Annotated in this window: 26 protein-coding genes; 7 read left to right on the plus strand and 19 right to left on the minus strand. The window is 68.7% G+C overall.

The window, feature by feature from the left end; all coding sequences use genetic code 11:
• Complete coding sequence (locus EV644_RS37535; RefSeq protein WP_132195315.1) at nt 1-783, minus strand: electron transfer flavoprotein subunit beta/FixA family protein; 783 nt, start codon at nt 781-783, stop codon at nt 1-3.
• 143 nt (nt 784-926) lie between these two features.
• On the opposite strand from EV644_RS37535, the gene EV644_RS37540 reads away from it, so the two are divergent.
• Complete coding sequence (locus EV644_RS37540; RefSeq protein WP_132195313.1) at nt 927-1,661, plus strand: class I SAM-dependent methyltransferase; 735 nt, start codon at nt 927-929, stop codon at nt 1,659-1,661.
• Nucleotides 1,662-1,691: 30 nt separating this feature from the next.
• Here the strand turns inward: EV644_RS37540 and EV644_RS37545 are convergent, their stop codons facing one another.
• The 12 genes from EV644_RS37545 to EV644_RS37600 form a co-directional block, all read right to left on the minus strand.
• The gene (locus tag EV644_RS37545) at nt 1,692-2,405 is read right to left on the minus strand and encodes a hypothetical protein (RefSeq protein ID WP_206751513.1); all 714 of its coding nucleotides are present in this window, start codon (nt 2,403-2,405) and stop codon (nt 1,692-1,694) included.
• 224 nt (nt 2,406-2,629) lie between these two features.
• Nucleotides 2,630-3,595: an acyltransferase gene (locus tag EV644_RS37550; protein WP_132195311.1), complete on the minus strand. Its 966-nt coding sequence runs from the start codon at nt 3,593-3,595 to the stop codon at nt 2,630-2,632.
• Between the two features lie 20 nt (nt 3,596-3,615).
• Entirely contained in the window at nt 3,616-4,563 is a 948-nt protein-coding gene (locus EV644_RS37555) for a class I SAM-dependent methyltransferase (RefSeq protein ID WP_132195309.1), read from the minus strand.
• Between the two features lie 9 nt (nt 4,564-4,572).
• Complete coding sequence (locus EV644_RS37560) at nt 4,573-5,352, minus strand: enoyl-CoA hydratase/isomerase family protein (RefSeq protein ID WP_132195307.1); 780 nt, start codon at nt 5,350-5,352, stop codon at nt 4,573-4,575.
• A gap of 106 nt (nt 5,353-5,458) precedes the next feature.
• Nucleotides 5,459-6,133: a 4-carboxy-4-hydroxy-2-oxoadipate aldolase/oxaloacetate decarboxylase gene (locus EV644_RS37565; RefSeq protein WP_132195305.1), complete on the minus strand. Its 675-nt coding sequence runs from the start codon at nt 6,131-6,133 to the stop codon at nt 5,459-5,461.
• On the minus strand, nt 6,130-7,146 hold the full coding sequence (locus tag EV644_RS37570; RefSeq protein ID WP_132195303.1) for an amidohydrolase family protein: 1,017 nt from the start codon (nt 7,144-7,146) through the stop codon (nt 6,130-6,132). The genes EV644_RS37565 and EV644_RS37570 overlap by 4 nt, the downstream gene beginning before the upstream one ends.
• Nucleotides 7,147-7,174: 28 nt before the next feature.
• The gene (locus tag EV644_RS37575; protein ID WP_132195301.1) at nt 7,175-8,023 is read right to left on the minus strand and encodes an ABC transporter permease; all 849 of its coding nucleotides are present in this window, start codon (nt 8,021-8,023) and stop codon (nt 7,175-7,177) included.
• Nucleotides 8,010-8,819 carry an ABC transporter ATP-binding protein gene (locus EV644_RS37580; RefSeq protein ID WP_132195299.1) on the minus strand — a complete coding sequence of 270 codons (810 nt, stop codon included), beginning with the start codon at nt 8,817-8,819 and terminating at the stop codon, nt 8,010-8,012. Before EV644_RS37580 ends, EV644_RS37575 begins: the two co-directional genes overlap by 14 nt.
• A 37-nt stretch (nt 8,820-8,856) precedes the next feature.
• A complete protein-coding gene (locus EV644_RS37585) occupies nt 8,857-9,702 on the minus strand; it encodes a substrate-binding domain-containing protein (protein WP_132195297.1) in 846 nt (281 codons plus the stop codon).
• Nucleotides 9,699-10,556, minus strand: a complete 858-nt coding sequence (locus tag EV644_RS37590) for an amidohydrolase family protein (protein ID WP_132195295.1) — start codon at nt 10,554-10,556, stop codon at nt 9,699-9,701. The genes EV644_RS37585 and EV644_RS37590 overlap by 4 nt, the downstream gene beginning before the upstream one ends.
• A gap of 14 nt (nt 10,557-10,570) precedes the next feature.
• On the minus strand, nt 10,571-11,518 hold the full coding sequence (locus EV644_RS37595) for an ABC transporter substrate-binding protein (RefSeq protein ID WP_132195293.1): 948 nt from the start codon (nt 11,516-11,518) through the stop codon (nt 10,571-10,573).
• Nucleotides 11,515-12,549: an ABC transporter substrate-binding protein gene (locus tag EV644_RS37600; protein WP_132195291.1), complete on the minus strand. Its 1,035-nt coding sequence runs from the start codon at nt 12,547-12,549 to the stop codon at nt 11,515-11,517. Before EV644_RS37600 ends, EV644_RS37595 begins: the two co-directional genes overlap by 4 nt.
• A 420-nt stretch (nt 12,550-12,969) precedes the next feature.
• Here EV644_RS37600 and EV644_RS37605 point away from each other — a divergent pair, with 420 nt between their 5' ends.
• Nucleotides 12,970-13,626: a GntR family transcriptional regulator gene (locus tag EV644_RS37605; RefSeq protein ID WP_199240225.1), complete on the plus strand. Its 657-nt coding sequence runs from the start codon at nt 12,970-12,972 to the stop codon at nt 13,624-13,626.
• 67 nt (nt 13,627-13,693) lie between these two features.
• Here EV644_RS37605 and EV644_RS37610 read toward each other — a convergent pair whose 3' ends face one another.
• Together EV644_RS37610 and EV644_RS37615 are read right to left on the minus strand one after the other, a co-directional pair.
• Entirely contained in the window at nt 13,694-14,737 is a 1,044-nt protein-coding gene (locus tag EV644_RS37610) for a Gfo/Idh/MocA family protein (RefSeq protein ID WP_132195289.1), read from the minus strand.
• Nucleotides 14,734-15,759: a Gfo/Idh/MocA family protein gene (locus EV644_RS37615; RefSeq protein WP_132195287.1), complete on the minus strand. Its 1,026-nt coding sequence runs from the start codon at nt 15,757-15,759 to the stop codon at nt 14,734-14,736. The genes EV644_RS37610 and EV644_RS37615 overlap by 4 nt, the downstream gene beginning before the upstream one ends.
• Nucleotides 15,760-15,887: 128 nt before the next feature.
• Between EV644_RS37615 and glgX the strand changes: the two genes are divergently transcribed.
• From glgX to EV644_RS37630, 3 genes are all read left to right on the plus strand, one after another.
• A complete protein-coding gene (gene glgX / locus EV644_RS37620) occupies nt 15,888-17,993 on the plus strand; it encodes a glycogen debranching protein GlgX (RefSeq protein WP_132195285.1) in 2,106 nt (701 codons plus the stop codon).
• A 90-nt stretch (nt 17,994-18,083) separates the two neighbouring features.
• Nucleotides 18,084-18,485, plus strand: a complete 402-nt coding sequence (locus EV644_RS37625) for a PPOX class F420-dependent oxidoreductase (RefSeq protein ID WP_158293045.1) — start codon at nt 18,084-18,086, stop codon at nt 18,483-18,485.
• 180 nt (nt 18,486-18,665) lie between these two features.
• Nucleotides 18,666-19,457 carry an SGNH/GDSL hydrolase family protein gene (locus tag EV644_RS37630; RefSeq protein WP_132195281.1) on the plus strand — a complete coding sequence of 264 codons (792 nt, stop codon included), beginning with the start codon at nt 18,666-18,668 and terminating at the stop codon, nt 19,455-19,457.
• 38 nt (nt 19,458-19,495) lie between these two features.
• Here EV644_RS37630 and EV644_RS37635 read toward each other — a convergent pair whose 3' ends face one another.
• The 4 genes from EV644_RS37635 to EV644_RS37650 form a co-directional block, all read right to left on the minus strand.
• Complete coding sequence (locus EV644_RS37635; RefSeq protein ID WP_199240227.1) at nt 19,496-19,954, minus strand: SRPBCC family protein; 459 nt, start codon at nt 19,952-19,954, stop codon at nt 19,496-19,498.
• Complete coding sequence (locus EV644_RS37640) at nt 19,951-20,448, minus strand: RNA polymerase sigma factor (protein WP_241999309.1); 498 nt, start codon at nt 20,446-20,448, stop codon at nt 19,951-19,953. Before EV644_RS37640 ends, EV644_RS37635 begins: the two co-directional genes overlap by 4 nt.
• Nucleotides 20,445-20,867, minus strand: coding sequence for a DUF3995 domain-containing protein (locus tag EV644_RS37645; protein WP_132195277.1), 423 nt, complete (start codon nt 20,865-20,867; stop codon nt 20,445-20,447). Before EV644_RS37645 ends, EV644_RS37640 begins: the two co-directional genes overlap by 4 nt.
• 97 nt (nt 20,868-20,964) lie before the next feature.
• Nucleotides 20,965-21,447, minus strand: a complete 483-nt coding sequence (locus EV644_RS37650) for a PadR family transcriptional regulator (protein WP_199240228.1) — start codon at nt 21,445-21,447, stop codon at nt 20,965-20,967.
• A gap of 205 nt (nt 21,448-21,652) precedes the next feature.
• On the opposite strand from EV644_RS37650, the gene EV644_RS37655 reads away from it, so the two are divergent.
• Nucleotides 21,653-22,504 carry a MerR family transcriptional regulator gene (locus tag EV644_RS37655; RefSeq protein WP_132195273.1) on the plus strand — a complete coding sequence of 284 codons (852 nt, stop codon included), beginning with the start codon at nt 21,653-21,655 and terminating at the stop codon, nt 22,502-22,504.
• Nucleotides 22,501-23,379 (plus strand): transglutaminase-like domain-containing protein, encoded by an 879-nt coding sequence (locus EV644_RS37660; RefSeq protein ID WP_132195271.1) that lies wholly within the window; start codon nt 22,501-22,503, stop codon nt 23,377-23,379. The genes EV644_RS37655 and EV644_RS37660 overlap by 4 nt, the downstream gene beginning before the upstream one ends.
• Nucleotides 23,380-23,552: the final 173 nt, after the last annotated feature.

Here is a 23,552-nt window from a genome sequence, read left to right on the forward strand (position 1 = left end):
TCAGAGGAACTTGTTGGTGGACAGGAACTCGACGAGCTGGGTAGCGCCGCTACCGTCCTCGTCGGTGACGATCGTGCCGGCCGAACGCGGCGGACGGGCGGTCACCTCGGTGACCTCGGTCCACGCGGCGGACGCACCGACCTGGTCGGCGGAGATCTCCAGGTCGGCCAGCGACCAGGTCTCGACCGGCTTCTTCTTCGCGGCCATGATGCCCTTGAACGACGGGTACCGCGGCTCGCCGGACTGGTCGCTGACGCTCAGCACGAGGGGCAGCGTGCCCTCGATCGTGTCGCTGGCGGTGTCACCGTCGCGGCGGATCGTCACGGTGTTGCCGTCGACGGTCACCGACGAGCCGAGCGTGACGCCCGGCAGGCCGAGCCGCTCCGACACCATCGCCGGGACGACGCCCATGCTGCCGTCGGTCGAGGCCATCCCGAACACGACCAGGTCGGCCTCCAGCCTGCCCAGCGCCTTGGCCAGGATCAGCGAGGTCGCCACCGCGTCGGAGCCGTGGATCCCTTCGTCGTTCACGTGGACGCCGGCGTCGGCACCCATCTGGAGGCCCTTCTTGATGGCGTCGGCGGCCTGCTCCGGACCGACGGTCAGGATGGTCACCTCACCGTCCCCCGCCTCCTTCACGGTGAGCGCGGTCTCGACGGCATACTCGTCCAGTTCGGACAGCAGCCCGTCGACACCGGCGCGATCCACCGTGTTGTCCTCGGAGCGGAAGCGGCGGTCCGCCGTGGCATCCGGCACGAACTTCGCGCAGACGACGATCTTCATAACTTGTGGGACCCCTTCTGGTTAACGGTCTCTCCCAGCCTGCCACGGATGTTACTCGCTAGAAACTTATGAACCATGCGAGTCCCATCACAGTCCGGTGGTAGAACAGCAAGTACCCACCGGAACACCCCTAGTCTGACCAGGTGACCGAGACGTTACCGCTCACCGGCGAGAGAACTGCCCCCGGGATCTGGCACGAGAACTACTGGTTCGCGCGCCACGAGGCCGCCTACCGCTGGACCACGGCGAACTGGCTCGACTCCGAGACCCACCGCGTCCTCGACGCCGGCTGCGGCGAGGGGTACGGCGCGGAACTGCTCCACCTGGCCGGAGCGGCACGGGTGATCGGTCTCGACTATGAAGGTACGACGCTCCGCCACCTCGCGAAGGCTTATCCACAGATCAATCCGGTGCAGGGCAATCTCGTCCAGACCGGGTTCGCCGCGAACTCGTTCGACCTGGTCGTGTCGCTGCAGACGATCGAGCACCTCTGGGAGCAACCGCGCTTCATCACCGAGTGCGCCCGGATCCTCAAGCCGGACAGCGTTCTCGTCCTGTCCACCCCGAACCGGCTGACCTTTCCGAGCGGCAACTGGTACCACACCAAGGAACTCACCGCGGCCGAGTTCATCGGCCTGGTCGACGCGGAGCTCGAGGTCACCGAGACCCTCGGACTCTGGCATGGCGACAGGCTGACCGACTGGGAAGCGCAGCACGGCTCCTGCGTGGACGCGCAACTGGCCGCCGACCACGCCCACTGGCCGCACGACCTCGCCGACGTGGTGAGAAGCACCACCTGCGAAGACTTCGAGATCCGGCCGGGCGATCTGGACGACAGTCTCGACCTCATCGTCATCGCCCGGCCGAGATCCACCTGACCGAGATCCACCTGACCGCAGTACAAACAACTACGGGCGGATGAAGCGCTCCAGGAGCTTGCCGGCGATCAGGTAGACCAGCGCCGCGATCCCCCAGTTGACCAGCAGGGTGTTCTTCGCGGTCTCGAGCCGGAACAGGTCCTTGAACGGGCCGACCAGGTCGTGCCCGCGCTCCAGCACCCACTTCACGATCTCGTTGCTCTGGTTCGCCTGGTCGAGCGCCGTGAACAGTGCGCCGAGCGCGAGCACAGCGGCAGCCAGCACGGCGATCAGCCAGATCAGCGAGGCCATCAGATTGCGGAACCGGTTGACGCCGGAACCAACCGCGGACATCGCCGCCTTACTCTTACCTGAGCCTTCCCGCGCGGCCTTGGCCGACACCAGTGGGTTGCCGGCCGGAGCTTTGTTGCCCGGGGCACCAGACTTGCCCGCGACAGGGGCCGACGCCGGCGGCTGCCGCGTGACAGGCTCCGTCACCGCCGTGTCCTGCTTCGCGTCGCCGGCATCCGCCGTCGAGGCCTTCGAAGCACTGGAGGCCTCCGCGGCCGCTCTCTCCCGGGCCCGTTGCTCCGCGACGATCTGTGCCGCGGTCTTCGGCTTCGCCGGTTTGGTCACCGTCGCGGTCGCACCGCGACCGCCGGTCCCCTGCTCGGCCGCGGGAGTCTCCTCAGCCTCCACGTCCGACGGGGTCACCGCCTTCTCGGCATCGGCGGTGCTGGCCGCCTTGTCGTCGTGAGTACCCACGTCGCCCATCTCCTCAGCCGGGGTCGGTTCCTCGTCCGTCGCCGGTGCCGGCACCGGCGGTTTCCTGCGTCGATTACCCGGGACCGGGCGCGGCGACAGTCTGCGCCGCACCCTCCAGATCGATCCGGACGCCTCCACTGGTTGCAGGCCGTCCACAGACTCCAACGTAGCGATCTCCGCACCGTCCGTCACATTCAGCGCCCAGCCGGGTCGCGCCGGTCTGATCAACCACGCTGCGTCTCCTCTTCGACGACTTCCGGGACATAGTGCCCGACTGGCGAGTAACTTGAGAACCCCCTGCTCACGTCTGCTTTATCACCAGTCGTAGACAATCCGTTACCCGCCGCACTGTCCGGTACACGCACCTCCCCCGCACCGTCCGGTACTCCGCGCGCCCCCGCCGCCGGATCATCCGCCTCGTCGCGATCCTCCACTGCCGGTACTACGCCCGCTCCCGCCGCGGGACCATCCGCCGCCTCGCGCTCCTCCGCCACAGGTGGATCCACCGGCGGTTGTCCCGCCCGCAGCCGAGCGGCCGTCTCCTCGTTGCCCCGGGCCAGTTCGGCCAGATAGGCCCGCCGCTCCGCCTCGGCCTCGTACCGGCTGACCCGGTCCCGCACCACCACAGCGGGAATGCCCACCGCCACGGAGTACTCGGGAATGTTGCCACGGGCAACACTATTCGCCCCGATCACCACGCCGCGGCCGATGTCGGCCCCACGCGTCACCGTGACCTTGGTCGCGAGCCAGCAGTCCGGCCCGATCCGCACCGGCGACTTCACCAGCCCCTGGTCCTTGATCGGCAGCCCGAGGTCGTCGGTCTTGTGGTCGAAGTCGCAGATGTAGGTCCAGTCCGCGATCAACGTGGACGCGCCGATCTCGATGTCCAGGTAGCAGTTCACCGTGACGTCGCGCGCGAACACGACCTTGTCGCCGATCCGCAGCGTGCCTTCGTGCGCGCGTAGCCGCGTCTCGTCGCCGAGATGCACCCACTTGCCCAGGATCAGCCGGCCGTGGCCCGGCCGGGCGACGATCTCCAGCTTCTTGCCGAGGAAGACGAATCCCTCGGTGATCACCTGCGGGTGCCGCAGCTTGAACCAGGCGAACCGCCAGTACCGCTTCAGGTAGTACGGCGTCCACGCCCGGTGGCGCACCACCCAGCGAAGATTCGCCGCCGTCAGCAACCGCATCCGTCCAGTATGTACACGTCCTACTTTGCGACGCCGGTGATGGACACGTTGTAGTAGAGCTCGTCGGGCACGACCTGGGAGAGCACCTTGTCGACCTTGGACAGCTGCAGCCACGACTTGTAGGCGAACATCCGCCAGCCGAAGCCGAGCTTCTCCTCCGGCACCGCCGCCTCGAACGTCCGGATCGGCCACCCGACCCATGCCGCCAACAGCTCCTCGGTCACCGTCCGTACGGCGGTCGCGCCCGCGCGCTCCGCCGTACGGGCCAAGGTGTCCGGGTCGAAGGTGTGCAGGTCGACCACGGCCTCGAGTGCCGCGGCCCGCGACGACTCGTCCAGCTCCGACTGAGGACGACGCCAGTGCGACAGCGCCGGCAGCTTCGTGACGTTGGTGGTCGCCCACCAGGTGAAGCGCGAGAGCCGCCGGGCCACGTAGTCGCCGTACCGGGTGGGTTCGCCGCAGATGACGAACCGGCCGCCCGGCTTGAGCACGCGGAGCATCTCACGGAAGGCCAGCTCGACGTCCGGGATGTGGTGGATCACCGCGTGCCCGATGACCAGGTCGAAGGTGTCGTCCTCGTACGGCAGCTTCTCCGCGTCGGCGACCTTGCCCTCGATCGCGAACCCCAGCGTGTCGGCGTTCCGCTTGGCCGCCTCGACCATGCCGGGCGACAGGTCGGTCACGTGGGCCTCGGCGAGCACGCCCGCCAGCTTCAGGTTCAGCGTGAAGAAGCCGGTGCCGGCGCCGATCTCCAGGGACTTGCCGTACGGCCAGCCGTCGGTGCCGGCCACAGCCTTGAACCGGTCGCGCGCGTAGTCGACGCAGCGTTCGTCGTACGAGATCGACCACTTCTCGTCATAGGTCGACGCTTCCCAGTCGTGGTAGAGCACCTGGGCCAGCTTGTTGTCGTTCCACGCGGCCTCGACATCTTCGGCGGAGGCGGCGGGCTTCGGTCCAGCAGTAGTCATCTGTATCTCCTAGAGGCCCTTGAAGTCGGCCTTGCCGGGGCCGTTCTCGACGAAGGACTTCATCCCGATCGACCGGTCCTCGGTGGCGAACAGCCCCGCGAACTGCTGCCGCTCGATCTCCAGGCCGGTGTGCAGGTCGACACCAAGACCCGCGTCGATCGCTTCCTTGGCGGCGCGCAGCGCGAGCGCGGCACCGCGGGAGAACTGCGACGCCCAGGCGACGGCCGCGGAGTACACCTCGGCGGCGGGAACGACCTTGTCGACCAGGCCGATCTGCAACGACTCGGCGGCGTCGACGAAGCGGCCGGTGTAGATCAGGTCCTTCGCCTTCGACGGACCGATCAGGCGGCTCAGCCGCTGAGTACCACCGGCGCCGGGGATGACGCCGAGCAGGATCTCGGGCTGGCCGAGCTTGGCGTCGTCGGCGGCGATCCGGTAGTCGGCGCACAGGGCGAGTTCGCAGCCGCCGCCGAGGGCGTAGCCGGTGATCGCGGCGACGGTCGGCTTCGGGATCGCGGCGACGGCGGAGAGGGAGGCCTGCAGCGGGCCGGAGCGGCGGACCATGTCGGCGTACGACATGTCGGCCATCTCCTTGATGTCCGCACCGGCCGCGAACACCCTCTCGCCGCCGTAGACGACGACCGCCCGTACTGCGTCGTCCGCCGCGGCCTGCTCGGCCGCCACGCGGATCTCGTCCTGCACCTGGACGTTCAGCGCGTTCATCTTCGGCCGGTCCAGCCGGATCGTGCCGACCCCGTCGGCCACCGTCAGGTTGACGAACTCGCCCATCTCCTGCTCCTCACACGTCATCGGGTACCGGCCGAGCCTACGGCTACCGGCCGGTCACATCCCCGGCACGGTACCGGACCGGTACCACGATGACGCCAGGAGGACATCAGGATTCGTACGTCACACCCAGCCGCTCGAGCAGCGGACGGAGGTTGTTCACGTCCAGGCTGAGCTCGCCGGCCTGCAACCGGACGCGGTTCCGGGCCTCCTTCTCCTCGCGGAGCCTGGCCGCCTCGACGACCGCCGCGACCTCGGCTCGCGGGATCACCGTGACGCCGTCGTCGTCGGCGACAACCAAGTCACCCGGGGTGACCGTTGCGCCTCCGCAGACGACTGGCACGTTCACCCAGCCAGGCGTCGCCTTCACGGTCCCGGCAGCGCTGATCGCGCGCGACCAGACCGGGAACTTCATCTCGATCAGGTCCCGCCGGTCCCGGGCCCCGGCGTCGAGGATCACGCCGGCGATCTCCTGCGCCCGGCACTGCGTGGCCAGCAGTTCACCGAACATCCCGTCGGTCGACCGGCTCATCGTGGCGACCACGAGCACGTCACCCGGTTCGCACACCTCGACTGCCGCGTGCAGCATCAGGTTGTCGCCGGGGTGGTTGAGCGAGGTCACCGCCGGGCCGCAGGCGTGCAACCCCGGTACGACCGGGTGGATGTCCACCATCAGGCCGCGGCGCTGGGCCGCCTCGTGCAACGTGGCGACGCCGTACGACGCGGCCGCCTTGACCAACTCCGGGGCGGGACGCTCGATCCGGCGGATCACGCGTGCGCTCATGACTGCACTCCTACCAGCGACAGGTGCTTGGCAGCACGGGGGAAGACCTTCAGCGCGTTGCCGGTCAGGACCTTGGCCCGGTCCTCGGTTGACAGCCCGAGCGCTTCGACATCACCGAGGATGTCGTCGAAGAACCGGCCGGACTCGGCGTCGCGCGTCTTCGCGGTACCGAACATCTCGGAGCCGAAGAGCACGTTGTCCACACCGATCTTGCGGATCAGCATCTCGAGTGAGTCAGCGTCGTACACGGCGGTGTCGAAGTACAGGTTGCGGACGACTTCCTCGAACGGGGGCAGGGATTCCGCGACGTGCAGCGCCCGGTTCCGGTTGAAGTGGAACGGGATCCCACCTCCACCGTGCGGCACGATCAGCCGCAACGTCGGGAAGTCCTCGAAGACGTTCGACGAGCACAACTCCACCACGGCGGCGTAGTGCTGCGCGATGTAGTGCGAGCCGTTCAGGTGCAGCGCCGGGTTGCGGGTGGAGCTCGCATGGATCATGCCCGGCACGTCCAGCTCGACCATTGCCTCCCACAACGGGTACCACGACCGGTCCCCCAGCGACGGCGTGAACGGCGCCAGCCCACCCGATACGTCGGGGTTGATCAGGCAGCCGACGAACCCGAGTTCCTCGACACACCGCCGAAGCTCCTGTACCGCGCGTTCAGCCGGTACGCCGGGACTCTGCGGCAACTGGCAGACCGGCACGAAGCGGCCCGGGTACAACCCGGCCACCCGCGCGATCAGGTCGTTGTTGATCTCGGTCCAGTGCCGGCTGATCACCTCGTCGCCGACGTCGTGGCCCATCGCCGAGGCGCGCGGCGAGAAGAACAGCGAGTCGATGCCCCGGCTGGTCATCTGGTCGAGGTGCCCGGCCAGCGACGCGGCGATCTGCTCGTCGGTGACCGACAGGCTGCCCTTGACCGGCTTGTTCTGCAGGGCCATCTGGCGGCCGCGGTAGGCGTTCAGGGCGGCGGGAGCGGTGGTGTAGTGGCCGTGGATGTCGATGATCATCTACCACTCCCCCCTCGGCTGGCCGGCATCAGTTGTGCTCCTCTTCCTTCCAGGGGGCGATCTTGGCTTCTGCACGCCGCAGTCCGGCGGTGAGGCCGACACCCAGCAGCATCAGCACCAGGACCGGCACCAGCATCGAGGCGGTGTCGAACTGGTTGCCGTACTTGATCACCAGCGCGCCCAGTCCGGTGATGGCGGTGAAGAACTCGGCGACGACCATGCCGATGATGGCGCGGCCGACCCCGAGCCGGAGCCCGGTCATCGTGTACGGCAGGGACGCGGGCAGGATGATCTTGGTGAAGATCTGCCACTCGCTGGCGGCGAACCCGGCGCCCACGTCGATCAGTGAAGGCGCCACGTTCCGCACTCCGCTGGCGGTGTTGATCAGCACCGGGAAGATCGCCAGCAGCACCACCACGAACAGCTTCGCGCTGAAGCCGAGGCCGAACCACAGGATCACCAGCGGGACCACGGCGACCAGCGGCGTGGCGTACAGGGCGTTCACCAGCCAGTCGGTCGCCACCTCCACCGTCTTGTAGCGGCCGATCAGCAGACCGGCGACGACGCCCAGGATCGCGGCGATGAAGAAGCCGAGCGCGAGCGTCAGCAGGCTGCTGGCCAGCGCGGACGGCAGTTCGCCGTTGGCGGTCAGGGTGACCGCGGCCCGGGCCACCGCGCTCGGGTACGACATGAACAGCGGGTCGATCTGCCGGCCGACCAGTTCCCACACGCCCAGCACCACCAGGATGGAGGCGAGTCGGATCAGCCGGTACTTGCGTCGGTTCCGGGCCTGCTGGTCGCCGGCCGAGTCGTTGCTCTCGGCACTGACACCGGCAGCGGCCAGGAGCTGCGGCGCCTCGGTCTCAGTCCTGGACATGCGCACTCCCTGAGGTGTTCTCCTGTGAACGGATCAGCTGCCAGACCTTGCTGCGCAACTGCTGGAACTCGGGCAGGCCGCGGAGCGCGGTCAGCTCGAGGCGGGGCCGCTCGAACGGCACCTCGATGACCTCCTTGACCCGGCCCGGATTGGCGGCCAGGATGACCACCCGGTCGCTCAGATAGAGGGCCTCGTCGAGGTCGTGGGTGACGAACAGGACGGTCTTGCGGGTCTCCGCGTGGATCCTGATCAGCTCGCGCTGCAGCACCTCGCGGGTCTGCGCGTCGAGGGCGCTGAACGGCTCGTCCATCAGCAGCACGGCGGGGTCGATGGCGAGCGCCCGGGCCAGCCCGATGCGCTGCTGCATGCCGCCGGACATCTGGTGCGGGAAGTGCTCGGCGAAGCCGCCCAGGCCGACCAGGTCGAGCAGCTCCTTGGCCTTCGCCGAGCGCTCGGCCCGCGACAGCCCCTGCAGCTCCAGGCCGAACTCCACGTTGCGCCGGGCGGTCCGCCAGGGCAGCAGGTTCGCCTGCTGGAAGACGAGTCCGCGGTCCCGGCCGGGCCCGTGCACGACGTTGCCGTCGACAACGATGTCGCCCTCGTCCTGCTGGAGCAGGCCCTGGACGATCCGCAGTACGGTCGTCTTGCCGCAGCCGCTCTCGCCGATCAGGCTGACGAACTCCCCCTCCGCGACGCCGAAGGTGAGGTTGTGCAGCACGGTGTGAGCGGGCCGCCGGGCGGTCTGGAAAGTCTTGGAGAGCCGCTCGATGCGTAACTTCTCCGGTGCTTGGATCATGGTTCCTGCCTTGTCGGGTGCGGTCGGGTGCGGCATCTCAGCCGAACAGCTCGGAGACGGCGAGCCGTCGTGGGATCAGGCCCTGGTCGTAGGCGTAGCGGGTGACCAGTTCCAGCGCCCGCTGGTTGGCCGGCAGCCCGATCGGGGTCATGTCGATCCCCGCCGGTTGCGGCGCGTTCTTCTTGGCCCGGGCGAACAGGTCGAACAGGTCGTCCATCAGTCCCGGGCGTTCGGCGGCCAGGTCCGCGCGGACCACCACCATGTGGTTGATCGGTACGGCGTTCTCCCGCCGGTACCAGTCCTCCGCGGCCGCCTTCGGCTCCGGGATCACCGGCACCAGCCGCGGGTCGTCCGGCAGGTCCTGGCCCATGATCACGGCGTCCAGCTCACCGGCGTACAGCATCTCCACCAGCTTCGAGCCTTCTGGCGCCCGCTCGACCTGCTCGGGATCGCGGAACTCGGCGAGGTGCCCGTCCTCGATCGACACCCACTGCACCTCGTCCAGCGGTATCTCGTACTGGTCGGCGAGGATGCCGCGCAGCCAGACCCCGGTGGTCTGTGCGTACGTGCGGACGCCGACCCGCTTGCCGGCCAGGTCGCCCGGGCCGATCGGGTTGACGGCGAGGCAGACCAGGTGGTCGTGCTGGAACCGCGACCGCAGAACCACCGGGAGGAGCAGCAGCGGCTTCCCCTCGGCCCTCGCCTGCAGGTAGGTGACGATCGCCATCTCGCAGACGTCGTACGCCTGCTCGCGCACCATCGCCGGGAACGCCCGGTGCACCGGGTCCACCTCGATGAACTCGAAGCGCGGTCCGTCGAGCGTGCCGTTCTTCAGGTCCCGCACGTGCTGGTAGTCCGCGAGGACGGTCCGGAGCGGGGTCACGCGGCCGCTCCCGGGTAGAGCCGGTCGGCCGTGCCCTGGAAGAACTGGTGCCGCACGTCCTCCGACAGGATGTCCGTGATCCGCCGGCTGGTCTCGGTCAGCGTCGGCAGGTCGTCCTCGGCCGCGGGGAAGTTCGACCCCCACATCAGCCGCTCGGCGCCGAACTCGAGCACGAGCCGGCCGAGGAAGCTCTCCGGGTCCGCCGGCGCCTTGGTGCTCGCGACCAGGTTCCGCTCGGTGACCTTCAGTACTACGCCCTCGTAGCGCGACAGGTCGAACAGCTCGCGCGCAGCGTCGTACGGCGAGCCCTCGCTGAGGTCAGGCCGTGCACAGTGGTCCAGGACGACCGTCGCGTCGGGGAACCGCTCCAGAAGATCGCGGAGCGGCGGGATGCCCTCGGGCTGCATCTGCACGCACAGCGGGAGCTTGTGCTCCTCGGCCCAGGCCCACGCCGGGTACGACCGCTCGTCGGCCAGCCACGAGGCCTGACCCGGCATCGTGCTGCCAGTGGTGAACAGTCGCGCGCCCTGCAGTCCCCGGGAGTGCCAGTAGGCCAACTGCTCGGGCGCATCCGGAGCGAGCATGTCCACGGAGAACACACCGGAGAAGCGATCCGGGTGAGCGGCCACCGAGTCAGCCACGTAGCTGTTGTCGTGCCCGTAGGCGGTAGATGCCTGGACTACGACCGCTCGTGCGATCCCTGCCTTGTCCATGGCCTCGATGAGGTCCGCCGCGCCGACCGGCCGCGCCTGCGACCACTTCGACTCGACACCGCCGATCGGGTTGCGCGGGTAGGCCTCGCGGTCTTCGGCGATCACGTGGCAGTGCGCGTCGACCGCTGCTATGTCCTGCATGGTTTGTCGTCTCCTCAGGAGCCGGTGGTAGCGAGCTGGGGGAACAGCAGGTCGGTGCTGCTGTCGGTAGGGATCAGACCCTGCTGCTTCGAGTACGCCATCAGGGCGCCGATCGAGGCGCGGTTCTCCTCGAGTCCGTACGGCAGCGGGTCCCCGACCACCTCGGCCAATCGCCGATAGCGCAGGTCCTCCGGCAGGCTGGCCGACGTGTCCGCGAGGTAGCAGTCCTTCGCCGCGCTGAACGCCCGCATCAGCGAGTCCGCCAGCCAGTCGTACTCGGCCAGCAAATCCTCCCGGACCACGACGACACCGTGGATCGGATAGACCGCCGTACGCCGGTACCAGTCGGCCGCGAGCTGATCAGCGTCAGCCAGGAGTTCGTGGTACCGGACCGAGCCGCCGACCGTCACCGCGGGATTGCCGATGCCGGCTCCCCGGGTGAACGCGGCCGCCAGCTCGCCACTGCGGAAGAGGTCGAGCAGCTTTGCTCCCGGCCGGCTGACGTTGCGCGGGAGCACGAGGGACTCCACGTGCTCGTCGTCGTCCACGATCCAGTTGACCTGGTCCGCGTCGACGCCGTACTCGTCGCTCAGCACGCCACGGGTCCAGACGGCACTCGTCACCGAGTAGGCGCGTACTCCGACGCGCTTGCCGTGCAGGTCCGTCGGCCGCTTGATCCCGGCGTCCTCGCGGACGACCAGACCCTCGTGGTGGAACCGCCTGCTGAGGAAGACCGGCAGCGCGACGTACGGGGCGCCCAGCGCGCGGGCGATCAGGTAGGTGGTGGGGGCCAGTTCGCAGACGTCGAACTCGACCGAGCGGACCATTCGCCGGTACGCCGGGATCATCGAGTCGAACTCGACCGGCTCGAGCCGGCAGCCGTCCACCAGGATCCGGCCGTCCAGCAGGTCTTGGGTGTGCCCGTAGCGCCCGAGCGCGACCCGCAGCGCGAGTTCGCTCACAGCATCTTCACCGCGTCGTTCGCCAGCGACATGTCGGCGATCTGGTCGAACGGCAGCACCTTCGACTGCACGCCCTGCGAGACGTTCAGGTCCTGCATGTACTTCAGCCGGTCCTCGTTCAGCGCCAGATCCACCGCGTACGCGCCGGGCTGCTGGGCGAACCTCCACATCGAGCCGGCCTCGGTCGCGTCGCTGCTCGGCACCGCCTTCTTGTAGGCGTCCAGGTAGGTCGTCTTGGAGTCCGGCGAGGAGATGTAGCGGAAGAGCTTGGCGTAGGCGGCCAGCGTGCGGACCAGGACGTCGCGGTTCTTCTTGATCGCGGCGTCGGAGGTGTACGCGCCCTGGTAGGTGTACTCCGGCAGCTCCTTCCAGAGCTCGGCGACCGCGTGCACGCCGTACTTGTCCTGCTGGTCGTAGACGTCCACCAGGGACGGCCCGACGTCGACCTTGCCGGCGGCGACGGCCTTGAAGACGTCCGCGCTGGAGCCGATGTTGACGAACTTGACCTGCTCGCTCTTGATCCCGTGCTTGGCCAGGAACGCCACCATGATCTGGTGCAGCAGCGCGCCGACCGGACCGGTGCCGATGGTCTTGCCGACCAGATCCTGCGCCGACTTGATGCCGCTGTCCTTGGCGTAGACCGCGTGCGCGAGCAGCAGCCCGGAGCCGGAGATGATCTTGAGCTTGGCGCCCTTCTCGATCGCCGGCAGCACCTGGCCGAAGCCGGACAGCAGGGTGATGTCGGTGCTGCCGTTGAGCAGGCTGGCGATCAGCTTGGAGCCGTCGGACACGTTCTGGGTCTTGGCGGACAGCTCGACCGACGGCAGGTAGCTCTGCCGGTCCAGCAACTCCTGCAGGACCAGGGTGCTGTTCGAGCTGGTGTTGACGATGGTGACGGCTTTGCCGCCGCCGGCGCCGGCCGCCTCGTTGCCGCCACAGCCGGTGAGCCCGGCCAGCGAGGCGAGCGCCCCGAACTTGAGCAGGGTACGGCGGGACGGGTGGGCGAGCGTCGCGGGGATGCCCTGGGACATGGTGGTTCTCCGATGGTCAGCGAGGTGATGCGGAGCGCCCGGACGGGGCGGAGATCCGGGATGGTGCAGCGGTCCGAGGTGTTCGGGAGGCGTGCGGGTGCTGCGCGGGGGTCTGGGTGGTGCGGGGTGCTGCGGAGCGCCTGGCTTGGGGTGGGCCGGCGTAGTACGGAGAGGCCTCGTGGACCTGGAGCATAGGAATGTGTCGACAAAATTGTCAACATTATCGTCAACAGATTATGCTGCCGTTCATCAGCAGGCCGGATCGCACGGACCTGCCAACCGCCACCGGACCCGATCGGCCGCCAGACTGGTGCGTCAGCAGGCTCCGGCGTAGCCAAGAGAGGGGGACTCGCCATCCACGACAACATCGACACCCAGCCCGGGCTCGCAGCCACGGACGCGCACGCCGGTGACGGAGCGGTGAGAAGCGCCGGCCTGAACGGCATGGCTGCTCAGGAGCACGTCCGGGACGCGGTCCGCGAGGACATCGCGACGGGACGGCTCGCGCCGGGGCAACGCCTGGTCGAGGCCGACCTCGCCACGCAGTACGGCGTCGCGCGCAGCGGCGTCCGGGCTGCCTTGCTGGACCTGTCCGCCGAAGGCCTGGTCGAGCGGATCCCGCAGCGCGGTTCGCGGGTGCGCACGCTCTCGCTGGCCGAGGCGATCGAGGTGACCGAGGCTCGGATGGTGCTCGAGTCGCTCTGTGCGGCGAAGGCGGCCGCGAAGGTCAGCGACGCGGAGGTGGCCGGCCTGGCCGACCTGGGTGAGCGGATGCGCCAAGCGGTCGCGGAAGGCGACGTGCTCGAGTACGCGGATCTCGACGACCGGCTGCACCGGCTGATCCGGGAGCTCAGCGGGCAGAACACGGCGACGCTGATCATCGAGCGGCTGCGGGCGCAGAACATCCGGCACCACTTCCGGATGACGCGCATCCCGCGCCGGACGGAGACGTCATTGGCCGCGCATCTGCGGATCATCAACGCGATCTGCGCCCGCGACGCGGCGGGTGCGTCGCAGGCGATGACGGATCACCTGCAGGACGTCATCACCCACCTGGAGGCCGCCTCCCGCAAGTGAGCGAGAGGCAGCCACCCCAGGTTCGGGCCGCCCGGATGTTCGCCGGGCGGGGACTACGGCGACCGGATCAGAGGTCGACCGGCTGGCCCGAGGCGACCGAGCGACGCGCGGCGTCGACGATCCTCAGGGTGCGGAGACCGACCGCGCCGTCCGGCTGCGGGACCGAGGCCGGCGGCTGACCCGGCGTGGCCGGACCGGAGGCGCGGACCGCGGTGAGGAACTCGGCCAGCATCATCGCGTCGAGGTTGCCGCCGACCGGGAGGTACACCTCGCCGGACGCGTCGGTGCCACCGACGTGCGGCTGGAACGGCGCGATCTCCACCGAGCCGTTGGTCCCGGTCACCTGCAGCGTCACCCCACCCCAGGTCGGCCCGTTGTCCGGGACGCTCCAGGAGCAGTCGATCGTTGCCAACAGCCCGTTCTCGTAAGTGATCGTGACGAGACCGCCGGTCTCGACCGAGACAAACTTGTCCTGGTGCAGCACGTGGTTGGCGACGGCATGGACCCGCGAAGCCTCGACCCCTCCGGTGAGCCCGTCGATCAGGTCCGCGCAGTGCACCGTGTGATCCACCATCGCTCCCCCACCGGCGAGCTTGGCGTCGGTGAACCACTGCCGCTGGTCGTACGGGATCTTCCCGTTGTTCGTCCCGAGCACGGCGAACACGTCGCCGAGCCGCCCCGCCTCGACGAACGCCTTCAACCGCCCGTACGACGGCGCGAAGCGGACCGGGTACGCCGTCATCAGGATCACCCCGGCCGCCTCGCAGGCAGCGAGCATGGCTTCTCCGTCGGCGACCTCGGTGGCGAGCGGCTTCTCGCAGAGCACGTGCGCCCCGACCGCCGCGGCACGTTCCACCAGCCCACGGTGCAGGGCGTTCTCGCTCGTCACCACGACGGCGTCCGGCCCCCAGGCGAAGAGCTCGTCGTACGAGTCGACGTACGGCACCCCCATCGCGGACGCGAACTCCGCGCCGCGCGGTCCCGCGTCCGGCGCCGCGGCACCGTCGGGGTCGGACGAGAGCACCTCGACGTCGGGCATCGCGCCGAGCAGACTCGCGTACGACGCCGCGTGGGTGTGCGCGAACGAGGCGAGCGCAACCTTCAAGCTCATGCGACAACTCCTGACGGGTCGAACGTGCTCATGTCGATCGTGCGCCCGGTCGCCATCGACTCGCGCGCGGCCTCGGCCAGGTAGACCGCGGCCGCTCCGTCGGCGGCGACGACCCGGGGTTCGGGTCCACCGCGCAGCGCGGCGGCGAGGTCCCGGAGTTGGGTCAGGTAGGGGCTCTCGTACAGCGTCGACGCCGGGATCAGCAGATCGCCCTGGGGAGCCAGGCCCTGCAACTCCTCCTGGAACCCGGTGTCGGTGTCCGACGAGTACTGCAGCGTGCCGGTGGACCCGGCGATCGAGAAGCCGGACTTGAACTCGGTCCCGGTCGCTCCCCAAGTCGCCCGGAGATGGCTGATCGCCCCGGTGACGTGGGTGAGGGTGACATGCGCCGCCACGTTGACCGGGCTGATCCCGTCCACGGTCGGCGGACTCTGTACGGCGTACAGAGTCCCGACCTCGCCGCAGAGCCAGCGGGCCTGGTCGAGGTCGTGCACCATCAGGTCCATGATGACGCCGCCCGAGCGCGCGACATCGCGGTACCAGCCAGCGCCGGCGGGTGAGCTCGCCTGCCGGTAGAACCGGGCCACGGCCACGTCGCCGATCCGTCCGGCCCGCACCGCGTTGTACGCCGCGGCGTACGCGGGGAAGTAGCGGACGACGTGCGCCGGGTAGATCCGGACGCCGGCGGCCTCCGCCGCAGCAGACAACTCCTGCGAGTCCATCGCCGTGAGGGTCAGCGGCTTCTCGCAGATCACGTCGCGGCCGGCCTTGATCGCCGCGAGCGCGATCTCCTTGTGGGTCGCCGACGGGGTGACGATGTCGACGAACGCGACCTCCTCGAGCAGGCCGTCCAGGGTGGCAGCGACCTCCAGCCCGTACTGCTCGGCGAGTTCGGGCGCGCCGGCCGCCGAGTGCACCCGCACCCGGGCGCCGAGCGCCTTCCAGGCCGCGACGTGCACGTGCGCGATGTTGCCCGCGCCGATCAGTCCGACGGTCAGCTCGGACAGTGGGGGTTCCGACATGAGCTCCCTTTCAAGGGACCTTGCGCGTGGGTGTTCGCAACTACCGATTCTGAACACTAGCAACTTGGTTGTGGGCATCTCCTGCCTCCCCCGAGGCAGGTTTGACCTGTCATGGGCACAATGTGCCGGTGACCGAAGCCACCGCCGCCGCCCCGAACGAGCTCGGCCCTCCTGTGTCCCCCGATCCGGATCAGCGGCTCGGGGCGGAAGTGCACCCCGACGGCACCACGTTCACGGTGTGGGCGCCGGCCGCCGAACGGGTCGAGCTGGCGCTGATCGGCGACGACGGCAGCCAGCGCAATCTGGACCTAGCCCACACCGGTGAGTACTGGACCGGTTTCGTCCCCGCTGTCGGCCACGGCCAGCGGTACGGGTACCGCGTGCACGGTCCCTTCGACCCGTCGCACGGGCTGCGGTTCAACCCGTCGAAGTTGCTGCTCGATCCCTATGCGCGAGCCGTGGACGGATCGCTCGACTTCGCCAGTCCGCTGATCTACGACTCCTCCGACGGCGACTCGGCCGGCCACGTGCCGGTCGGGGTGGTCGTCGCGGCCTCCGAACCACCGCCGCCGATCAGCAGGCCGGTCCCGTGGGGCGAGACCGTGATCTACGAGCTGCACACCAAGGGCTTCACCAGGCTCCACCCGGAGGTGCCCGAGCACCAGCGCGGTACGTACGCCGGTCTGGCCCATCCGTCGGTGATCAACTATCTGGTCGAGCTCGGGGTGACCTCGGTCGAGTTGTTGCCGATCCACCACTTCCTGACCGAGCCCTCGATCGCCGCCCGGGGCCTGCCGAACTACTGGGGCTACAACTCGCTGAACTACTTCGCGCCGCACGCGCCGTACTCGTCGTCGGGGTCCTTGGGCGAGCAGGTCGCGGAGTTCAAGGCGATGGTGGCCGCGTTCCATGCCGCGGGCATCGAGGTGATCCTCGATGTCGTCTACAACCACACGGCCGAAGGGGGTTTCGACGGGCCCACGCTGAGCTTCCGCGGCCTCGACAACCGCGCGTACTACCGGCTGACCCAGACGGGCACCATGTACGACGTCACCGGCACCGGGAACTCCGTCGACACCTCACACCCGCAGGTCCGCCGGCTGGTGATGGACTCGCTGCGGTACTGGGTCGAGGAGATGGGCGTCGACGGGTTCCGCTTCGACCTGGCGGTGACGCTGATCCGCAACGAGCGGCACGAGGTCGACACGGTCGGGCATCCCTTCCTGGCGGAGGTCGCCGCGGATCCCGTGCTCGGCCGGGTCAAGCTGATCTCCGAACCGTGGGACGTCGGCCACTTCGGCTACCAGGTCGGCAACTTCGGCACTCCCTGGTCGGAGTGGAACGGCAAGTTCCGCGACAGTGTGCGAGACGTCTGGCGTACTTCGTCGCACGGCGTCCAGGACCTCGCCTACCGGCTGTCCGGCTCGAGCGACCTGTACGGCGACGACGGGCGCTACCCGTACGCGTCGATCAACTTCATCACCGCACACGACGGGTTCACCCTGCGCGATCTGGTCAGCTACGACCACAAGCACAACGAGGCCAACCACGAGCACAACCGGGACGGCACCGACGACAACCGCTCGTGGAACTGCGGGGTCGAGGGCGAGACGGACAGCCGGCGCGTGATCGCACTCCGGAAACGCCAGATGGCCAACCTGATGGCGACCCTGGTGCTGTCGACCGGAGTACCGATGATCACGGCGGGCGACGAGTGCGGGCGGACGCAGCACGGCAACAACAACGCCTACTGCCAGGACAACGAGACCTCGTGGTTCGACTGGTCCCTGCCTTCGGAGTGGTCGGATCACCTGGCGCTGACGAAGAAGCTGCTCGCTCTCCGGGCGGCACACCCGACCCTGCGCCAGTGGCACTACTTCTCCGGCCAGCCCGTCGTACCGGGCGGCCGGAAAGACCTTTCCTGGATCGCCCCGCACGGCAGCGAGATGACCGAGGCCGACTGGCACGACGGCAACCTCCGCACCATCGGCATGTTCCTGGCCGGCGACGCCCTCCGCGGCTTCGATGTCGAAGGCAACCGCCAGACCGACAACTCCTTCCTCCTGGCCCTCAACGCCACCGCCGAACCCCGCGAGGTCACCGTCCCCGACGCCTCCTGGGCCCCCGCCTACGAAGTAGTCCTGGACACCAGCAACTCCGGCGCCACCGAGGTAGAAGCCGGCGCAGTAGTCCCCCTCTCCCCCCGCTGCCTAGTCCTCCTCCGCGCCCTCTGATCTGCCGGTGTCAAGGGACTTGCTGGACCGGTGGTGTGCGTACTCTCGGCTATGGCTGGTCGTGGGTGGCTGGTGGGCGATGGGGAGGGTATGGAGATTCCGGCGGCGTTTCATGGGTTGCTTGGGTCGACGGCGGTGGCGTTCGTGTCGACGATCGGGAAGCGCGGCGAGCCTCAGGTCACGCCCTTGTGGTTCTTGTGGGATGGGGACGTTGTTCGCTTCAGTCTGGTCGAGGGGCGGCAGAAGTTGCGGAATCTGCGGCGGGATCCGCGGATCGCTCTCGTCGTCGTGGATCCGGCGCGGCCGACGCATTACATCGAGCTGCGGGGGACGGTCGGCGAGCTCGTGGTGGATCCGGACTGTGCGCTGGAGCGGGCGATCGCGGAGAAGTACGCCGGTGAGTGGGCGGACGTGGAGCCGCCGGGCACGCCGCGGTACGCGACCAGCATCGTTGTCGAGAAGACGACGATGCAGCAGGGGGCGCCTGAGTAGTCCCAGGGAGAGGCCCGCCGACCGCCGGCGGCCTCTCCCTCCTTTGTGCCCTCCAGCGGAACGGCGGGTTGTTCACCTTCGTGTCGTACCGTCGCTGTTCTCCATTCGTTCACCGCAGAGCCTTGTCCGCGACACCCGCGCACGGCTGCTGTTCGCTCGGACTTCAGAGGGGGGCGCTGGATGTTGTTGCTGCGCCAAGGCGAGCGCGTCAATCGCGAGCATCAGACGCCGATCGGCGTTCTTCACCATCTCGTCGTCCGGTGGGGCGACGCCGAGACCGCGACGGCCCGGCGTGCACTCAAGCGGTGGTTCAACGGCGTCGCTTTCGTCGACGTGCAGGCGCAGACCTTCGCCGACTTCTGGCGGGCGAACAACAAGACCGCCATCGCCGGCAATGGTCCGCTCTGGGTCGTTCTCGGCGACTCGACCGCCCAGGGCGTCGGTGCCTCGTCACCGCTCAACGGCTACGTCGGTCAGGTGATGTCGGCGTTGGCGGCCAGGAGCAGCCGTCCCTGGCGGGTTCTCAACCTGTCCCGTTCCGGTGCGCAGACCTGGCAAGCGATCGACCAGCAGCTTCCGGTCCTCGAGGAACTCGGGCAGAAACCGGACCTGGTCACCTGTGGCATCGGTAGCAACGACATCTTCGCCACTGCCCCGAAGCGCCTGCGCTCCACCCTGCGTCAGTTGATCGACCGGCTACCACGCTCCTCCGTCATGCTGGATCTCCCGCTGCCCGATGGCCTCTGGACCGTCGGCAGCCTCTGCAGCCCGTACGTCGCCAGCATCAACAGAACCATCCACAGCGCTGCCGCGAGCCGAGGCTTCCCTGTAGCGGAACTCTCCCGCCACTTCGCCCGACCCTGGCGCGGCCAGTTCGCTCCCGATCTCTTTCACCCCAACGACCTCGGCTACCACCACCAGGCCCGAGCCGTCCTCGCTGCGCTGCCCCCGGCCATACTCCAACCTCAGTAGCCATCAGCCCGGCCAGCCGGTGGTACCGCGTCGTTCTCCTAGGCCTCCAGCTTGCTCGCCAGCCGATCGAGCGACTTCCTGCTCTCCCGGCGAACGCCGAGCGGGATCAGCGCCGCCCGGCCGGGGACGCGGACGCCGCCGGTGAGAGCTACTCGCGTGCCGCCGGTGGGGTCCTCGGTGGCGGCCATGCCGATCAGGAGGAAGCGGCTTTGCAGCCAGCACCAGCCGGGGCGAACTACTCCCTGCAGGCGGGCTCTCATGCCGAAGGTGCTGCGGACGAGCATCGTGATCCGGTCGCCCTCGCGCTGCACGCTCTCCACCGAGCGCATGTCGGGCTGGAACTCGATGAAGCGCCGGCCGTCGCTCCACATGAGATCCCAGACGGCTGGGAGCGGCGCGTCGAAGACCCGCTCGGTGACCTCCGCTCCGGGGATGCCGGCTGCCAGGGCGTGCAGTCGGCGAACGTCGTCCAGTTCTGCTTGCGGCCAGTTCGTCATGATCCCCATGCCTTTCGGAAACTCGCGCGGGCTCGGTGGAGCCGGGACTTGGCTGTGCCGGCTGGTAACTCGAGCAGTACGGCAGCCGCCTGCTCGTCGAGGCCCTCGATATCGCGCAGGACCAGGAGCGCGCGGTGCTCCGGAGTCAGCCTTGCCAGCGTGTCCCGTACGTCGACCAGCAACTGCGGGTCGTTCGGCGCAGGCAACTCGTCGAGATCCGCGGCGACCTGCCGCTGGTCCTGCCGTGCCACCCGGATCGCTTCGCGGACGGCGATGGCGCGAACCCAGCCGAACAGGGCTCCCGGTTCCTTGAGAGTCCGCAGCGACCTGAACACCGCGACCAGCGCCTCCTGGGTGGCGTCCGGTCCGTTGCTCAAGGCAATCGGCCCGCAGATCCGGCCGACGTACGGCGTGAGTTGGTCGAGCAGGTCGTTCATCGCGAGGGTGTCTCCACCCTGCGCCCTGCGGACCAACTGCTCTGGTTCTTCGATCACGCGGGCAACTCTGTCAGTTGCCTGGTCCGGAGCAGCCGCAGATCCACAGCCAGCAAGGAGATGCAGGCAGGGGTGTAGAAGAAGAGGTTCAGCCAGTAGAACGCAGTACCGGAGTCCGTGCCGAGGCCGAAGTCCCACACCAGACCGGCCGCGGCTCTAACGGCCAGGCCGGCTGCGAGACCTGCCACCACCAGCTGAGCCAGTCGAAGGCGGTCGACCTTCAGCACAGCCACGGCGAGCACCACGTGCAGAGCTGCAAGAGGTAGCACGACCTGTGGTGCGAAGGAGACCTCCTGGCCGAGCACAGCTTGCGACAGCGATCTCTGATCGGTCGCGGGCCACGTCGCTCCGGTCGCCCAGTAGACGTGCACCGCCGCCAGTAGCACATGGACACCGGCCACGACCTGTCGAGCATTCATGGGTCATCTCCTCCTCAGAACTGTCGAGATGCCTGGAAGAGGAGGCTGGAACGCAAAACGTTCCATCGCGTGACGCAGCTCTCACTGCGCCACGCGATCAGTCGTTCGGGTCCTGGGGACCGTCGGCGAGCAGCAGGTAGAGGGAGCGGCGTGCGTCAGTCAGGATCTTGGCTGCCGCGGCGCGCTGTTCCTCGGTGCCGGAGCGGCCAACCTGCCGGGTGGCTGCGTGCAGTTGCTCCAGCAGGCCGCGCAGGTCGGTGGCAGGCTCGGACCTCTCGTACTCGGCGAAGGGGTCGTAGCCGGTCTCGCGACGGGCGTCCGCCTGCTCGCGACCGGAGTCGGTCAACGTGACGAGCCTGCGACCGGCATCGGCGACGACGCTGACCAGGCCTTCGTCTTCCAGTTGGCTGATGGTCGGGTAGATCGCGCCGGGACTGGGTGTCCAGCGACCGTCGCTGCGGTCGGCGATCGCCTGCATCAACTGATAGCCGTGCATCGGCTCCTCGGCGAGCAGCGTCAGGACCGCCGCACGGACATCGCCGCGGGGGGCCCGACCGCGGCCGCCACGCCGCCGATGCATGGGCATTCCTTCACCCGATCGCGGTCCGCCGCGCCGGGGATGGTGGTGGTGACCGCGTCTGCGGTCTTCTCGTTCGGTGTTCATGGATTCCTCCTCGATATATCTCATGACACTAACGATATATCGCTAGTGTCATGAACGCAAGCCCACTCTCCCGCCGCGGCGGGCTTCACTTTGCCCCTGGGGCAGGGTGTTGACTGGCCGCATGGAGGGGACGAAGGACGAGTTGACGATCAGCGAGTTCGGTCGGCGGGCCGGACTCTCGCACAAGGCGTTGCGGCTGTACGACGTATCGGGGCTGTTGCCGCCGGCCCGGGTGGATCCGGTCAACGGCTACCGCCTGTACTCCGCGGACCAGTTGGAGCGGGCTCGCCGGATCAGCGTGATGCGGCAGCTCGACATGCCGCTGAGCACGATCGCCGAGGTACTGACCGGGACCGACGACGAGGCGCTGATCCGGCTGGACCGCTGGTGGGCAGCCGAGGAGGCGAACACCGAAGCCCGGAGGGCGACGCTGGAGTACCTCCGCGACCGGCTGACCCGCTCCGGCTCCCCCGGGTTGACCCCGCGGCCGGTGCTCGTCCGCGACGTACCGGAGACCAAGATCGCCTCGATCCGGGTAGACACTGACCAGCAACTGCTGATGGGCGTCATCGTGTCCTCGACGATCGAGATCCGCGCACACCTGACCCAGGCAGGCGCGGGCCTCCCCGGCGGCTCGTGGGTGATCTACCACGGCGCGGTCACACCGGAGAGCGAGGCGACGGTCGAGGTGTGCGTGCCGTTCACCGGGCTGGTGGATCCGGCCGGGCCGATCGGCATCCGCGTCGAGCCCGCCCACACCGAGGCCTACTGCACGATCACCAAGGACGAATGCGTCTACCCCCGCATCATGCTCGCCTACGACCTGGTCGTGGACTGGGTCCGCAAGTACGCCGGACCGGCCGCGGGCCCATCGCGCGAGGTGTACCACGCGGGCTACCAGCACATTCCCGGCGACGGCCCAGCGGTCGACGTCGCAGTACCGATCCATCCACGTGAGGGGAAGAACCGATGAACTATGCCGAGCAGTCCGCCTACAGCGACCCCGGCGCGCACGCCGCTCTCCTGGACGAACTGCCGTCCGACATCGCCGAACTCACCGCGGTGATCCGCAACCTGCTGATCCACTACCGCGGCGGTGGCATCGAATTCACCGGCGACCGGCTCGAGGAGATCAACCACCGCTGGGTCGAGGCGATGCTGGCCACCGACCAGCGCCGCAACGGCACTCCCCTGGCGGCGCCGCGCGAACCGGCCGACCGGATCGTCGGCTGCTGCCGCGACTACACCCTGCTGATGATCTCGGCCCTGCGCCACAAGGGCATCCCGGCCCGCAGCCGGGTCGGCTTCAGCTCGTACTTCGCGCCCGGGTTCCACCACGACCACGTCGTCGTCGAGTACTGGAACGGCGACCGCTGGGTGCTGCTGGACGCGGAATTGGAGCCTGCCGAGCACTGGGGATTCGACGTCCACGACATCCCGAAGGGGAAGTTCGACTCGGCCGCCGAGGTGTGGCGGGCGTTCCGCGCGGGCGAGATCGACGGCGACGTCTACGGCGTGGACCCCTCGCTGCCGTTCAGGGGCGGCTGGTTCATCCGCAACTACGTGTTCCTGCAGTTGGCGCACCTGCAACGCGACGAACTGCTGCTCTGGGACGGCTGGGGCGCGATGGCCGACGACCTCGAGATGGACCTCACCCCGACCGACGAGCTCGCCGCCCTGCTGATCGCCTCGGACGCCGGCGACGAGGCCGCCACCGCCAAGCTCCGCGACCGGTACCGCGAGGACCCGGACCTGCATCCGGGCGATCGGGTCCTCGTCCACTCCCCCTCCGGTACGCCGCCGACCTGGGTCGACCTCAGCACCCGCCAGAAGGTGGATGCGCCGTAGGAGTACCTCGGATGAAAGTACGCGCGAAGCCTTCCCGGCGCCGACGCCCGGGAAGGCCGGCCATCGTCATTCGTTCGCGAAGGACGATGGCCCCCGCGTAGGCGCTGATAGATCGCCGTGAGTCGGCCAGTGCCGAGCGTGGCACCAGCTTGGGAGAAATGGACGGGCCCCGC

It is taken from the genome of Kribbella orskensis (assembly GCF_004342085.1).
Taxonomy (GTDB): domain Bacteria; phylum Actinomycetota; class Actinomycetes; order Propionibacteriales; family Kribbellaceae; genus Kribbella; species Kribbella orskensis.